The 13,124-nt window shown below is 59.3% G+C and carries 18 protein-coding genes; 2 read left to right on the top strand and 16 right to left on the bottom strand.

The window, feature by feature from the left end; all coding sequences use genetic code 11:
* Positions 1–246: 246 nt before the first annotated feature.
* The 3 genes from G3N98_RS00685 to G3N98_RS00675 all read right to left on the bottom strand — a co-directional run bounded on the left by G3N98_RS00685 (position 247) and on the right by G3N98_RS00675 (position 2,580).
* Positions 247–651 (bottom strand): hypothetical protein, encoded by a 405-nt coding sequence (locus tag G3N98_RS00685; protein ID WP_206146811.1) that lies wholly within the window; start codon positions 649–651, stop codon positions 247–249.
* Between the two features lie 308 nt (positions 652–959).
* Positions 960–1,310 (bottom strand): hypothetical protein, encoded by a 351-nt coding sequence (locus tag G3N98_RS00680; RefSeq protein WP_206146810.1) that lies wholly within the window; start codon positions 1,308–1,310, stop codon positions 960–962.
* Position 1,311: 1 nt separating this feature from the next.
* Positions 1,312–2,580, bottom strand: a complete 1,269-nt coding sequence (locus G3N98_RS00675) for an IS256 family transposase (protein WP_206146809.1) — start codon at positions 2,578–2,580, stop codon at positions 1,312–1,314.
* Positions 2,581–2,698: 118 nt separating this feature from the next.
* Here G3N98_RS00675 and G3N98_RS00670 point away from each other — a divergent pair, with 118 nt between their 5' ends.
* Positions 2,699–3,118 (top strand): hypothetical protein, encoded by a 420-nt coding sequence (locus tag G3N98_RS00670; protein WP_206146808.1) that lies wholly within the window; start codon positions 2,699–2,701, stop codon positions 3,116–3,118.
* Here the strand turns inward: G3N98_RS00670 and G3N98_RS00665 are convergent.
* The 5 genes from G3N98_RS00665 to G3N98_RS00645 are packed head-to-tail and all read right to left on the bottom strand — an operon-like array spanning position 3,110 to position 5,533.
* Complete coding sequence (locus tag G3N98_RS00665; protein WP_206146807.1) at positions 3,110–3,505, bottom strand: hypothetical protein; 396 nt, start codon at positions 3,503–3,505, stop codon at positions 3,110–3,112. The two genes, G3N98_RS00670 and G3N98_RS00665, sit on opposite strands and share 9 nt — an antisense overlap.
* 18 nt (positions 3,506–3,523) lie before the next feature.
* Entirely contained in the window at positions 3,524–3,886 is a 363-nt protein-coding gene (locus tag G3N98_RS00660; RefSeq protein ID WP_206146806.1) for a hypothetical protein, read from the bottom strand.
* Positions 3,883–4,422 carry a hypothetical protein gene (locus G3N98_RS00655; protein ID WP_206146805.1) on the bottom strand — a complete coding sequence of 180 codons (540 nt, stop codon included), beginning with the start codon at positions 4,420–4,422 and terminating at the stop codon, positions 3,883–3,885. The genes G3N98_RS00660 and G3N98_RS00655 overlap by 4 nt, the downstream gene beginning before the upstream one ends.
* Before the next feature lie 2 nt (positions 4,423–4,424).
* On the bottom strand, positions 4,425–4,862 hold the full coding sequence (locus tag G3N98_RS00650) for a hypothetical protein (protein ID WP_241025646.1): 438 nt from the start codon (positions 4,860–4,862) through the stop codon (positions 4,425–4,427).
* Positions 4,863–4,918: 56 nt separating this feature from the next.
* Entirely contained in the window at positions 4,919–5,533 is a 615-nt protein-coding gene (locus G3N98_RS00645; protein ID WP_241025645.1) for a hypothetical protein, read from the bottom strand.
* Positions 5,534–5,646: 113 nt separating this feature from the next.
* Between G3N98_RS00645 and G3N98_RS00640 the strand changes: the two genes are divergently transcribed.
* On the top strand, positions 5,647–6,090 hold the full coding sequence (locus G3N98_RS00640) for a hypothetical protein (RefSeq protein WP_241025644.1): 444 nt from the start codon (positions 5,647–5,649) through the stop codon (positions 6,088–6,090).
* Positions 6,091–6,099: 9 nt separating this feature from the next.
* Here the strand turns inward: G3N98_RS00640 and G3N98_RS39625 are convergent, their stop codons facing one another.
* The 8 genes from G3N98_RS39625 to G3N98_RS00600 all read right to left on the bottom strand — a co-directional run bounded on the left by G3N98_RS39625 (position 6,100) and on the right by G3N98_RS00600 (position 13,095).
* Positions 6,100–6,294 (bottom strand): hypothetical protein, encoded by a 195-nt coding sequence (locus G3N98_RS39625; RefSeq protein ID WP_241025643.1) that lies wholly within the window; start codon positions 6,292–6,294, stop codon positions 6,100–6,102.
* 388 nt (positions 6,295–6,682) lie between these two features.
* Positions 6,683–7,267, bottom strand: coding sequence for a hypothetical protein (locus G3N98_RS00630; RefSeq protein ID WP_206146802.1), 585 nt, complete (start codon positions 7,265–7,267; stop codon positions 6,683–6,685).
* Positions 7,268–7,328: 61 nt separating this feature from the next.
* The gene (locus G3N98_RS00625) at positions 7,329–7,958 is read right to left on the bottom strand and encodes a hypothetical protein (RefSeq protein ID WP_346779047.1); all 630 of its coding nucleotides are present in this window, start codon (positions 7,956–7,958) and stop codon (positions 7,329–7,331) included.
* Positions 7,959–8,286: 328 nt separating this feature from the next.
* Positions 8,287–9,576: a hypothetical protein gene (locus G3N98_RS00620; protein WP_206146801.1), complete on the bottom strand. Its 1,290-nt coding sequence runs from the start codon at positions 9,574–9,576 to the stop codon at positions 8,287–8,289.
* Between the two features lie 10 nt (positions 9,577–9,586).
* The gene (locus G3N98_RS00615; protein WP_206146800.1) at positions 9,587–9,886 is read right to left on the bottom strand and encodes a hypothetical protein; all 300 of its coding nucleotides are present in this window, start codon (positions 9,884–9,886) and stop codon (positions 9,587–9,589) included.
* Between the two features lie 251 nt (positions 9,887–10,137).
* A complete protein-coding gene (locus G3N98_RS00610) occupies positions 10,138–10,698 on the bottom strand; it encodes a hypothetical protein (RefSeq protein ID WP_206146799.1) in 561 nt (186 codons plus the stop codon).
* Positions 10,699–10,716: 18 nt separating this feature from the next.
* Positions 10,717–11,433 carry an A24 family peptidase gene (locus G3N98_RS00605; RefSeq protein ID WP_206146798.1) on the bottom strand — a complete coding sequence of 239 codons (717 nt, stop codon included), beginning with the start codon at positions 11,431–11,433 and terminating at the stop codon, positions 10,717–10,719.
* Between the two features lie 315 nt (positions 11,434–11,748).
* On the bottom strand, positions 11,749–13,095 hold the full coding sequence (locus tag G3N98_RS00600; RefSeq protein ID WP_206146797.1) for an AAA family ATPase: 1,347 nt from the start codon (positions 13,093–13,095) through the stop codon (positions 11,749–11,751).
* Positions 13,096–13,124 lie beyond the last annotated feature (29 nt).

Raw genomic sequence — 13,124 nt, 5'->3', positions numbered from 1 at the left:
CTCCTAAGGCGGGAGCGGTTGGTCAGGCGTTGTCAGGGCACGACGTTACAAGGTCATTCACACTGAACGGCCAGCCGACATGACCGGTCCCGATCTGGTCGACGGGCAGCGCAAACGTCCCTCGAATGCGCCGCCACCTGCGTCCGTTCAACATGAAGTCGTGGTCACGCAAGATCGTTCCGAATCTGACTTGGGTAGACACGTCTTTCTCCTGTAGCGGGAGCGGTTGGCCGCCGGAAATTTCTATCAGGCCTTGTCAGCCCGGTACCAGCGTCGGCCCTTGAAAGCAAAGCCCTGCGACTTAAGCCAATTCTTCGCCTCGTCGTCGTACGATGCGGCCTCACGCTCCACTGTCCAGCCTCCGATATACGGACAATCCGGCGTTCCACGACCAGAAAAGCGTTCATTCCGTTTAGCGTACTTCTGCATCACCGCCGGGAAGTCGCAAAGCGTGATTTGCACCCGCTTTTCTCCTGCAGTGAGAGCCGTTCGCTGCTCGACGATGTTGCCCTTTGTGTCGAACTTCAGCCCTTGATGATCCGCCGCGTCGATTATCGTTCGCGCCTCGCTGTGCGTCAGCGTTGAATTCTTCTTGTTGCCGTACATCACTGCGCAGGCTTCCTTGAGCTCCTTGCGTTCTTCGGCATTCATCGTCGCCCCTCTTCGTGTTTCGCTATTCACGTCCATTCTCCCGCAGCGGCTATCTAAAAGCACTAAAGCATGGCTCGATGATAGGTGCACATGTGCACCATGTCAACGTCAATATTCGAGTTTCTTTTGCGCGGTCTAGGGAGCGAGGAAAGTGCGTGGTCGCGGAAAAAGGAGCCGCTCGGCGAATGCGGGCGGCTCAATGCGACGCATGTTAAGGGGCATGCGTCGCGGCCGTGGGCACAGCGGGGAACTGCACCCAGCAACTGGAATGAGGTTTGAGGACTTGGGTCTGGAATACGGGCGCTGCGTTAGTCTTCCGAACGACTGCGTCCGAACAGACGATCGATCAACGTGCGCTTCGGTGTCGTTGACGTGACTTCCGGTACGGGTTTCGGAAACCAGTCGCGAATATCGCGGTATGGCATGTTGTGCGCCTTCTGCCAATCGCCGATCCACATCGCAATTCCGGCGTAGACGCTGACGCCATAACCAATACTCGCGGCGCCATACACTTCATGGTCGACCTCCGGTGTTTCGCAATACTTTGGATCGTCGAGCGTGAAGAACGTGCGGCAGTTGAATGGGCGCGTAGCGTAGATCGAGCAGCTGCCGTCCTCGAACCTGTCCGCATTTTTGTGGGCGAGGCGGTTGAACAGCACGTTATCCGCGCGCCTGCATAAATCGGTCTCCGAACAGGATAGCAAACTGGTTCATCGCTGATTTCCAGTCGAAGGCGGACCGCACGGTCTTCGCCAGCACGTTGCGCAGCGCCAGCCAAAGCAGCTTGATCGCCGCCTCGTCATTCGGGAAGTGGCCGCGCGTCTTGATGATCTTGCGCAGCTGCATGTTCAGACTTTCTATGGCGTTCGTGGTGTACACGACCCGTCTAATCTCCGGCGGAAACACGTAGAACGGTACGACGTGCTCCCATGCCCGCTGCCACGACTGCACGATTGTCGGGTACTTCACGCCCCAAGGTCCGTCGGCGAAGTCTTGCAGCGCCTGTCTAGCCGCTTCTTCGCTGGCAGCCGCGTAGATTGGGCGCAGCGCGGCGGCGAGTACCTTACGGTCCTTGTAGCTGGCGTATTCGAGGCTGTTGCGGATCAGATGCACAATGCAGGTCTGAACGGTGGTCCGTGGATAGGCTGCGCTGATAGCCTCGGTCAGCCCCTTCAAGCCGTCCACCACGGCGATCAGGATGTCCTGGCAGCCGCGCGTCTTCAGTTCGTTGAACACCTTGAGCCAGAACTTGGCGCCCTCGGTCTGCTCGATCCAAAGGCCCAGCACGTCGCGCTGGCCGTCGGCCTGAATGCCCAAAGCCAGATACACGGCCTTGTTGCTGACCACGCCATCGTCGCGAATCTTGACCCGCAGCGCATCGAAGAACACCACCGGGTACATCGTCTCGAGGGGGCGGCTCTGCCAGCTCAGCGCTTCGGCCATCACCTCGTCGGTGACCGAGCTGATGAAGTCGGGCGAGACCTCGGTGCCATAGTGCTCGGCCAGAAATCCCTGAATCTCGCGCACGCTCATGCCGCGGGCGTACATCGCGATGATGCGTTCGTCGAAGCCGGTGAAGTGGCGCTCGTGCTTGGGAATCAGGATCGGCTCGAAGCTGCCGTCACGGTCACGAGGCACGTCGACCCGGACTGGGCCACGATCGGTAATGACCGTCTTGCCGCTGGCGCCGTTGCGCTCGTTGACCTGCCCGGGCGGCTTGGGCTGGCCCAGAGGGTAGCCCAGATGCAGATTCATCTCGGCTCCCATCGCGCGCTCGATGACCGCCTTGTTGAACGCCAGCATCAGGTCCTGCACCTCGGCTGGCGTCATCGGCCCCTTGACCAACTGGTCCAGCAGTTCCTTGGGCAGTTCAGGCAGCGGCCCGCGGGCCGCTGCCTGACGCGCTACAGTTTGTCTTTTCTTCTTCATCGGCATATCCATGGCCTTTACACCTCATGATATGCCTCGCCCACGAAATCACGGATAGGTCCCCGTCCTCCGCTAAGAACGTGCACGTATCCTTGTGCCCTGTCGTCTGCGTCTTCCCGTGCTGATCAAGCGTGGGGCCGCCCTTCCACATTATGTATTCAGCTTCGAGCCTGCTCACGCTCACATCAATGCTGCAGCAATGACTGCAGCCTTTGCTGCAGACACTGAACGACGAAACGAACTCCGCGTAGCGATCGAGATACCCATAGACCGCCTCGAGCCGAGTGAGCATCGTTCCGCCCGGCACGTTGAGCTTGGTGTCCACGACGTTCTGCCAATCGTCTACCAGCTTCTTTGGGATCGGCGGGAGCGCGGTTTTGCCGGCCTGCTTGTGGAGCTTGATCGGGCTAACCTTCATTTAATTTTCCTCAAGGTCATTCTGCTGGCGTGCGACGGCGAGACTATCGCCAAGCGCGCGGAGTACACCACGCCGGCTTTCAGGAAAGGGCCTTACTTGTTGTCCTCGGGTTTACCGTGAGCTACTGGCACGCTCACCCGCCCACGCACATTCTGACCGGTGAAGCATACGATAGAGCCGGTTGTCGCACATCGGATCGGCATTACTCCAATAAACGAGGCCGTATGCAGCAACCACCGTAACGACCGCCACGGCGCAAATTGGCCAGAACACCATCAGAAAGTTCTTTACGGAATCCCACGGTATTTCTAAGACGCTTCGAACCGGTGCGTCCGGCAAGACAAAACCTTTACGCTCGCCGTACTCCGCAAGCACGCGGCGGGCTTCTACTACAGCCGCAGTCGCTTCCTCGCTTGCACCCGCCTCGGCTTTGTCGGCAAGGTCGCTCAGGGCCGAGGCCATAGCATTTCGAGCTGCGACAAGCTGTTGATGGTCAAGATCGCTCACGTGCATGTCTCTCCTAACTCAAGAAGCGCCGTTGAGAACCCGGCGGTTGCCTGCGTCGTCGTATATCGAGCGCGTATGGTTGTCGTCGGCGACCATGTGAGCAAGGATCTCGCCGAGCATCAATTGCGGTATGGCGATGTCGAGTCGAGCGAGCTTGTCTTGAATCCCCATTACAAGAGCGGCCGCACCATCGGTGATTTCAGTTGGACGCGGATCCACCTTCTTCCACGTATCGAGCAAAAGGCCGGCAGACTCATCTACCTCACCGAGCTCGTCCAGATAGAACACCTTGACGTATAGCTCGGATTCGACGCCGTCCCATCCTGCCATCACCTGTACGGGTTGGTCCTTCCACGTCGCGTTAAAGAATGCTTGACTCACACACCCTCCGGCCTCTGTTCGTTGGAATGGTCGCCGTCGCACTCACTCTTCGACACGATTAACTGCTTCGAATGATGCTGAGCACTTTCTGCTGTGTTCCCGCTCACGGATTGATGGCACTTAACACTTTCAACTGCCTTCTCGAGCGCCGAGTTGAGCCAATATATGGTGGCGAGCGCGAACCAGACGACTACGCCGAGCGGCGGACTGTGATGAGAAGCCAAGCATGCGATTGCCGTTCCGAGAAGCAGCAGGCCGGTATGCGCGACAAGAATCGCTGCATGTAGCGCTGCCTCGAGTTTCGGTTCCGTGCGATTTCGCAGATAGAGAATCTCCTCCTTTGCCAAGTACACGCTGAGGAAGATCGGGAGCGCGAGACACACGCACCAAAGGGCAACCGTCAGCTGCAGGTCGAGCTTAGACAATCCAGTAAGCGCCAACAGAATCAAGACGCAGAACCCTGCCGAGCCGAGCGAATGCCGCTCGAGGAGCGTGCGCGCGGGATCGGGACGTCGACGATCAATCTGCTTGTCCATGCCTAGATCTCCCCATTCGGCACAGAGCGGTCCACTCGATGCATTGCGCAATCGATCCACGTAGCGATCCCAACGCCCCACGATCCGACCAACAGAACAACGGCCACAACCAATTGCGCGGCGACAGGCGCGGAGGAGCCCGACGCTTTCATCGTCACGTGCAGGACGCCCGGCAAAAAGACCAACATAGCAAGAGAAAGTACTTCCCCGACCTTCGGCTCGATCACGAGCGCGGAGACGATGATGCCGGCGGCCGTGATTGCCAAACCGATGGGTAGAAACCAACTCGGCGTCATTGCGACGATCGCTTCGGCTTCAATATCCCAGACGAGTTTCAGCAGTAGCGACGTCGCTGCGACTTTCAACCAGTTGGTTGGAGACGTGACGAATTGCTTAACCCCGGCCCGAAATGTCGGGCGCCCTCGTGTGATTTTGGTCATTTTGATTTTTCTACCAACTGTTCCGCTCATAGTTAACGGACGGACTTCGAGAAACTTTACTTTCTGCCTGCAGCGCCGCCCGCACATTCGATTTTTTTCGTAAGCCACTGTTGCGGCTCGGTCGCGTTCTCTTTGGCAACGTCGATCTTGCACTTTCGGCCAGCGATGATGGCGCTGTAGCTTGCCGTGTCAGGCGAGAGTGCGATCGGCCGAAGGTCGATGAACATCGAGGCCAGCGCGTCGCGTGCCGTCTTCTCCGCCTGCTGCGTATCGACCCGGGCCAGCATCGTATCGCCAGTTCGCAAATCGACGCGCACCCTGTACTCTGCGTCGACCTGCGTGACGGTCCCTGACTGGCTGGCAACACCGGATCCTTCGCGAACCGCAGCGCTAATCTGGCACGTAGCGGTCGAATCGGTCGTTCCCCTTGCGATCGAGAGTTTGCGAATGTCGATTCGCTTCAACGGAGTTTGCTCGCGCATTACCGCCTGTGTACATGCAGAGGCAACGAGGTCCGGATTTGGGCGAGCAGCGGCGATCGACGGCAAGTCAGTCGATTGAGCTGTCGCAGACGCGGCGACACAAAGAAGTGAGAGCAAAAAGACTCTTTTCATCAATCCCTCGGGTTGTGATTTGAAGGTCAAACATGTTGAATAATCGTAGGTGCACATGTGCACTATGTCAATGGGATCGGCTGCACATCGCACTATTCTGATGCGAGCACTAAAGTAAGAGCGGCAATTTGCCGTAATAGCGCGCACAACCATTTCGGAAACGTGATCCGATGCGCTCGACCTCCGGGAAAGATCCCCTGTTTGATGCGGCTACGCGCTTGAGCGTCATGCCTTCCGAGATCCTCGATCCTCTCTTCATTCGATATCATTTCGACCTCGACTGCCTTCGCGGCGGCTCGACCGATGCCTCGCACGTGGTTACGTTCGCAGAGGTGCTCGTTGTGTCGTGCGCTCTCACTGACCTCGGGATCGGGGACCTGTCGCCCGAAGGCGTGGCGGCGATCGAAGGCGCGCTGATGGAGGCTCAGGAAAGCGGCACATGTACGGGATCATGGGTGCTGCGTGGCGAGGGGTATGGCGTTTTGTGTGCACTTCTCGAGCTGCATGAGAACCAGCTGCGGACGGCACCGCTTCATCTGGTCATGAAAGCGAACAAGGAACTGCTTCGCCGCCAGCACGCAGCGCCACGTTGCGCGATCGGCAAGGCCGCATAGGCGAGCTTGTCAGTCGTCGTCCTCGGCATCGGACGGTGGGATCTCGGTGTGATCGATGACCAGCGGCAACCGAATCTCGGCACTTCGGACGAGAAGAAGGTTCTCTCCGGGCTTGAAGCTTCGTTGAGGCGCCCGGTTCGGCACCAGCGCAGCGACCTCGAAGTAGCCCCGAACCGGGATGGTCTGGCCTCCACTGCCCTCCATTCCTCCAAATGCGACGACTGGGCGTCCTCGGCGCCAGTAGACTATTCCGCCCCTCACGGTCCCAAGGCTCGTTCCGGCATGTGACGCGCGAACGTTGATCCGGACCGAATCGAAATCCCCTTGCATTGGAATGGGAACGAGATAGCCGGATCGTCCCTTTGTGGGCACGAAATGCACGTCCGCAAAATCAACCGCTCCGTCCAACGTCCCATCGGGGATCGGTGAGCGGAACGTGTCATGACGCGAAAGGGAGCGGTCGGTATGGCCATGAACCCGAGCAGCATGCGCGTATACCGCCGGCGCCCCTCCCGCAAGAGTGGCGGTGGCAAGAAGTAATGCGGCTCGCGCTGCGATTCGTGACATCGCGTCCATGGCCTCACTCAATTGGTCAGTCAGCCAGCGACGTCAATCGAACGCTGATCTGCGTATCGCCGAAGCGCGCGCTCATTTCCTGCCCGACTCGCAGGGTCGTGGCATCGAGCCAGCCTTCCGACTTCGTCTCGCCGGCAAACAGCGGGCATCCGCCGACGACCTTGCTCGGCGTTTGCGGTGCGTGCGACGTAGTCGCACGAACGATCGTGGCGACGGCACCGTCCTTCTCCTCCGCCGGCACGACCGTCAATGAAACGTCATCCCCTTGGGCAATCTGCAGCGTACTCGTTCCGAGTGCGCTCTTGAACGTACACGTCGCGTCCGGCGCCGAGGTTCTGAAACCCGCCGTGGCCGCTGCACCGATAATCGACGCCATGGATGTTTGCGTCACCGACTTCCCTCGACGCATGGTAACGACGTACAGCGCGTTCTTGGGCGAAGACGCGGTTGACGAGCTCACGGCGCCAATATTTCCGGACGTCTTTTCGTGGGGCGCCGTAATGCCGGAATCCTTGACCGATTGAGCCTGCGCGGAACCGATGGCCGACAACCCGAGCGTCAGCGCGAACGCCGCAGCGCGTGCCAGAGTTTGATACTTCATCTTCACCTCTGAAATAGAAGCGGGCCGCCTACGAGCGACCCGAGTATTGAATGTGCCGCTGTTAGAAGCGGTAGCTGACACCCACCTGAACGATCGGATAGAAGCGGTAGCGGTCGACCTTGTCACGGAGCTTTTGCTCTTCGGCCGCGACGTTGGCGGCCCCCGCTGCAGCGACGAGGTCCGGAGAGACGTTGTAGTCGACACGCGGGCGGCCGTACGCGACGCCGACGTCGGCGATAAAGCCGAGTCCGCGCTTCGTCACGGGTTTGTGGCCGAAGCCGAGGCCGATGTACGGCATTGCCGTAGGGTACTTCACCCGCGCGCTGACCGATGCATTCGGCGCGTAGTACGACGAACCATTGATCTTGTACGAACCATTTTGTGAAACCGCATTGCCGTCGATGTAGTCGTCGTTAAACAGCACACCGGCCGTGATGCGGAACGAGCTCGAGCTGAAGGGGAACAGATCGAGGTACGTGCCGGCGTTGAACAGATGAAGACGCGCGTCGTAGTCGAGATCGCCGGCCGAGAACTTGTGCGAGAGGCCGAACCCGTTAATGTCTGCGTGGAGTCCGGCCCACGACGAAAGCGGCTGTGCGTACCCGACGCCCACACCTTGCGTGCCGCCTTGCAGATAGAGGTCGCCCGCGTGGGCACCGGTTGTGATGAGACCGACCGCGAGCGCGGCCACGACTTTTCGAAGATCCACGATACCCCCATTCGCTTGCAGCGAGTTGACCGCCTGATTTCGTGCGGATTGAGCGCATTCTACGGAGTGCACTCTCACACAGCAAGCAAAAAAAGATATGTTTTTTAATCCACGGGACGCCTGATCTAGAATATTGAATCGGCAATGGCGCCGTTACGGGTCAGTCGAATAGGCGGCCGGCGGTTCGTCACTGGTTTATGCGTGCAGGTCGAGCGCTGCACAAAACCGTTTGATCACTTTCGTCCATCGTTAAAAAAGGCAGCGCCGCGTCGCGGTCGCTGCCCTCGCTGTCGCGCTGCGGCGGTCGTTGCTACATTTCGAATCTGTGAGCTGCCGCATGGTCGCCGATCGGCGCTGCGAGTTCGAGCTCGTTACGGCGAGCCCATTCGTTCGCCACGGCGAGACCGGATGCCACCAAGCTGGCGCGACGACTGCGGCCGACAGGATCGCTCGGCAGTTCATCGGACACCGTCGCATAGGCCACAAAGGCACCATAAGCGCTCAGCTCGGATACAGACAGCTTGTCGAGGTCCACCTGCGCGGTGACTGCACCCGGTGCTTTTGTCGCCTCGCTGAGCGGATACATCTCGACAGCGCCGACTGCACCACCCAGCGAAAGGATCTTTTGATACGCTTCCGGATCCGCCTTCACATTGAACGTGTCTCCGTTGAACGGGCCCAGCTCGATCCCGAACGACTCCAGAAATTCGCGATCGCCTTCCGATCCTCGGATGTAGCCGTAGTAAGTCACGTCGGTGGCGTGCGCATTCAGAGCCGCTGCTCGAGGCATCCCCAGCAGTTGCTGCGCTGACCGCCCTTCCGTAGACGACAGCACGCCCCGCTCCGATCCACCGATCCCCATCGCGGCGAGTGCCGTCCGGCCGCGTGCCGCGCGCGCGGTATCCCCAAGACGCAACTCTCCGCTGGGTCCCGCCAGATCGGCAATCGTCGATACACGTGCCAGCAAATGCGCTGAATGCGAATGACGATCGAGCCCGGTCCGATTCACATAGTCGACGAGCTCGGGCGTCATCGCTCGATCCAGTTCCTTCTTGACTGCGGACGCGTACGTCTCGCCACGCGGCACCTGCAGATTGTCGATGCGGCCAATCAGCTGCTCGACCGTGGCGTCGTGCCGCTTGAACCGATCGGCGATGTCGATGTACAGGCGCTTGAAGAATCCGCCGCTCTGGTCGCGTGCATATTCCCGGCGCTGCTCGTCGATCGACGCCTTGAGCAATGCGCCAGTCCGGAATCGCTCGTCGCGATCCTGCAGACCCCGCACTGTATTCACGATAGCGCGAGCAGCAGCATAGCCGGCAGCGCCGATCGTCACCGCTCCAACCGCCGGAGCTGCGATCGGGCCCGCAGCAATCACGCTGCCGACCGCACCGATCGAGGCCACGGATACGATCGCAAGCCCGATACGGTCCGCGCGAGCGCTACGTGCTGCGTCCGCTTCGCTGGCCGCGCTGCGCTGCGCCAAGCGATCGCGAAAATACTTGTGCAGGTCGTCCTGCGTCAGCTCGGCCGACTTCGGCGACAAGGCCTTGAAACGCTCGTGAATCTGATTTCTGAGTGCAACGTAGTCGAGGTTCATCAGGCTCTCCCTACGCTGCCGCCAGAATGCTCGTCGATACCGCGTTCGAGCGAGCAATCAACCGATCCAGTTGCGGATCGTCAGGATGCACGGTCGACGCCAAAATGCCGGCTCGAGCGAAGTTGAGCGAATCGGAGTACTCGACCACGGCACCGAGCACTTCAGTCATCGCGTCGTGTTGCTCCTTCGGCAACTCACCGCGAGCCTTCAGATCGCTGATGATGACATCCCCGGCCCGTCCCAATCGGTCGCGTTCCGCGTCGATCTCCCGCACGACGGGGAGATTCTCCAAGTCGATTCCTTCCTGCATCGATGCCTCCATCGGCTAAAACTGTGAATCGATTATATGGACGCGTCGAAGCACGATGAAGGTATAAATGCGCAATTTGCGTTAAATTTGAAGCAATCGCTCAGATTCGAAACGTTGAGATATTTTTTTTACAATCAAAGTGTTCGCTGAAGCTTCACCTGCAAGAGCACCTGCCCTACTGGCTAAGATTGCGTGAGAACTTGACATCATCGCGAGCGTCGTTGTTTGCCGGAACGGATCTCGGTTGACCGTTAGTTGCTATTGTTCAGGGTGATAATGCCGAGATTGCATGCTCGCCAGATTACGGTGTCGACCGTCCCGATCCGGTCACCAGAAGCACGCGCGAGACGAGCACAAAGTGTCGTTGGATCCGTCTCATAGCGAGCGGCAACTCGCACGAGGTGGCGGTCAGGCTTGACCGCGTCGACGCCGAAGTTCTTTGCAAGATGCCACTTCGTGATATCGCCGATCCACGGCAGGCTCCCAAGGAAGGCTACCTTGTCGTCGGCTGCCCAGTAACGCGAGAACCAATCGGCCCGATTCTGCCAAACCGCCCACATCGCCTCGCTTTTCCCTTTGTGTCCGAAAACCGTCGAGGGATGCTGTCCGTCGAGTAGCGCCCCCATGACCTTCCGGTAAATCGTTGAAGCGATCTGCGCACGCATGCCTGAATTGCACACAACAAACGCATGCTCCTGAGCGAACAGCTCAGCACTCCCGGGAGCGCCAACACTCTCCGACCACGCTATGTCATCGCCGTACCCACGCTGGGTGATCTCGGCTCGAAGCTGCAGATATTCACTCAGTTCCATCAACGCCCCCGGCTATGCTCAATAGCCCCACCCGAAGTCGACAATTCCATACGGCCACGCAAGAATCGCCGCGATCCCGCCGACTGCCAAGAAGGGGCCAAACGAAAATACCTCCCCAGCCCTCATGACTTTCATCCATCGAGCTGCAGGCACAAAGACCAGACAGGTGAGACAGGCCACGAGCAACGTGTCGATGACTGCGCTCCATCCCAGCCAAGCGCCCACAGCAGCGAGCAGCTTGGCGTCACCTTGTCCCATTGCATCCTGACGTCCGAAGAGCAACCGCGCGGCCCAATGGACGACCATCAGCGCTGCCCAGCCGATCATGGCGCCGACCAGCGCTGCCGAGGCCGACACGAACAGACCGCCAACGGCGCACGCGAGCCCGCATCCCATAAACGGCAACGTCAGCACGTCGGGAAGCAGCCGCGTATCGAGGTCGATCAGCGCGAGGAGCAGTAGCCAGACGCAAAAGATCGCGGCCGCAAGTGCCCGGATCGACATCCCGATCCGCCAAGCGATCATCACCGCGAGCGCCCCGGTGATCAACTGAAGGCCGAGTGACCGGATCCGCAGCAGAACACCGGATTCCCGGCCGCCATCACAGAGGATCGCGTCAACGGGAAGCCGCCACGCGCGTGCGAGCAGATGCGGCGCAGACAGTGCAGCGCGATTGAGGGCCCAGCCACAAGCAATTCCGGCCACCAGCCATGTACCGAGCGCGTTCGATAGCATCACGCCTCCGACGCCCTGCTGATCACATGGCGGAGATCTGCTGACGCGCGGAGTTCCTGAACCGAGAAAATCGCTACCCACCGCGTGCTACCGCGATGTGCACCCTCTTCTACAACGGATTCCACTACGTATCCGACTCCTCCGCGCCCGTCGTCTACGACGTCGACGATCGCGCCAACGTCACCGACACGCGGAGGAATTGGCTCGATAAACGAGGATCTGATCACCGCACGCGGCGGCAGCTCAATGTGAACCACCTGCACGATCGGTCTGTTTTTTAAGCTCATCGCAATCTCCGCTTACCTACTAAACCATTCAGGCCGTCACTGCCGGTGCCTCATCAGACGAACCGTCGGTTTCGGCTGTCTCCGGGGGATCGTTGAGATACGACATGTAGTCGGGCTCGCTCCCGAGGCGACGATGATCGCTGTCGCGGGTGTCCATGTCGTCGGCGCAGATCGCAAGCGTCTCCTTCAACACACCTGTCAGGTGCTCACGAGCAAAACGAATGGCCTCGGCATCGAACTCGGATTTACGCGCCCGCGCGATCCCGAGCGCGATGATCATGATTTCCTTGATCTCCGCCGGCGTGGTGCGATCGAGCAGATGTCCAAGGGTCTTGTCGTCAATCGATACGCCCTCCGGCAGGTACATGCGTGCGCACTGCGCGGCGGCCTTCGACCGAAATGCAGCGACGGGGACGATCTTGTCGATGCGACCGGGGCGCTTGAGGATTCGAGGATCGATCCGCTTCGGATAGTTCGTCGAGAAGATCACGTAGGTCCCGGCCGGATTCTTGGGCGTGCGCATTCCGTCTAGAAAGCTGAGCACTTCCGCACCCGCGTGATAGAAATCGTCGACCTCCTCCGCAATGATGATCGTCGGCCGCTTGTACTTCGCTGCCTCGACGCATGCGGAAACGAGATGCTTTCCGTCCACCTGCACGCAAGCGATGCTTTTCGAATGCTTGGCGGCCAGTGCTTGCGCGATCGTCGTTTTTCCAGTCCCCGGAGGGCCCGCCATCAGGACCTTGCGCATACCAGACTGCCCGTAACGCGTGTACAGCTCGATCTCCTCGAAGAACTGCAAGAAGTCGGCTTCGATCTCGGCGAACTTCGGATGTACGGTAAAACGTTCTGCCTCTTTGAGTATGGTGGCGTCAACCTTCGTGTAGTACACCTGCTTATCGAAAATCCCGATGTCCCATACCCCCGTTTTTGGCAACACACGCCGGAACTTTTTCATCCCTGCATTGACGAGGTTGTGCAACTCGAGCATTGCAGCCCTCGTGCCGATCGCATACTCGATCGCGACCTTCGAATTCAGTCGGGACCGAAGGATATGGATCACGTGTTCCTTTGACAGGCGAACACGAAAAGCCCCTGACGCGTCGCCGAACATCAAGCGATTTCCGGCCTTGGTTTTTACGACGGTCGGCCGACTGTTCGACACCATCAGCGACGACGAGATTGGCTCGATGTCGAGGTAGCTATGAACCTTCTTCTTCCTCCGGTCCAGCAGCAGCTCCGCAAGTCGCGGATAGTAGTGCTCGTCCTTCACAATCAACCCGAATTCGTCCGGGTACTCCGCCTTGTGAAAATTGATGGCCTGTTGCCACATCGGCACACGTGCCTGCGGCGACGGATTCACGGGCTTGCTCATGTTCGGCTCCATTGATTTGTGTTTGCGCG

It is taken from the genome of Burkholderia sp. Tr-20390 (assembly GCF_017104595.1).
GTDB lineage: Bacteria > Pseudomonadota > Gammaproteobacteria > Burkholderiales > Burkholderiaceae > Burkholderia.
Note: the sequence above shows the minus strand (reverse complement) of the source record. Positions and strands in the feature narration are given on the sequence as shown.

What these genes read in the sequence shown, in the direction of transcription:
- G3N98_RS00685 (WP_206146811.1), bottom strand. Translation starts at nt 651, where the DNA reads ATGAATGCCGAAGAACGCAAGGAGCTCAAGGAAGCCTGCGCAGTGATG.
- G3N98_RS00675 (WP_206146809.1), bottom strand. Translation starts at nt 2,580, where the DNA reads ATGAAGAAGAAAAGACAAACTGTAGCGCGTCAGGCAGCGGCCCGCGGG.
- G3N98_RS00655 (WP_206146805.1), bottom strand. Translation starts at nt 4,422, where the DNA reads ATGGACAAGCAGATTGATCGTCGACGTCCCGATCCCGCGCGCACGCTC.
- G3N98_RS00650 (WP_241025646.1), bottom strand. Translation starts at nt 4,862, where the DNA reads ATGACCAAAATCACACGAGGGCGCCCGACATTTCGGGCCGGGGTTAAG.
- G3N98_RS00645 (WP_241025645.1), bottom strand. Translation starts at nt 5,533, where the DNA reads ATGTGCACCTACGATTATTCAACATGTTTGACCTTCAAATCACAACCC.
- G3N98_RS00640 (WP_241025644.1), top strand. Translation starts at nt 5,647, where the DNA reads ATGCGCTCGACCTCCGGGAAAGATCCCCTGTTTGATGCGGCTACGCGC.
- G3N98_RS39625 (WP_241025643.1), bottom strand. Translation starts at nt 6,294, where the DNA reads ATGGAGGGCAGTGGAGGCCAGACCATCCCGGTTCGGGGCTACTTCGAG.
- G3N98_RS00630 (WP_206146802.1), bottom strand. Translation starts at nt 7,267, where the DNA reads ATGAAGTATCAAACTCTGGCACGCGCTGCGGCGTTCGCGCTGACGCTC.
- G3N98_RS00620 (WP_206146801.1), bottom strand. Translation starts at nt 9,576, where the DNA reads ATGAACCTCGACTACGTTGCACTCAGAAATCAGATTCACGAGCGTTTC.
- G3N98_RS00615 (WP_206146800.1), bottom strand. Translation starts at nt 9,886, where the DNA reads ATGCAGGAAGGAATCGACTTGGAGAATCTCCCCGTCGTGCGGGAGATC.
- G3N98_RS00610 (WP_206146799.1), bottom strand. Translation starts at nt 10,698, where the DNA reads ATGGAACTGAGTGAATATCTGCAGCTTCGAGCCGAGATCACCCAGCGT.
- G3N98_RS00605 (WP_206146798.1), bottom strand. Translation starts at nt 11,433, where the DNA reads ATGCTATCGAACGCGCTCGGTACATGGCTGGTGGCCGGAATTGCTTGT.
- G3N98_RS00600 (WP_206146797.1), bottom strand. Translation starts at nt 13,095, where the DNA reads ATGAGCAAGCCCGTGAATCCGTCGCCGCAGGCACGTGTGCCGATGTGG.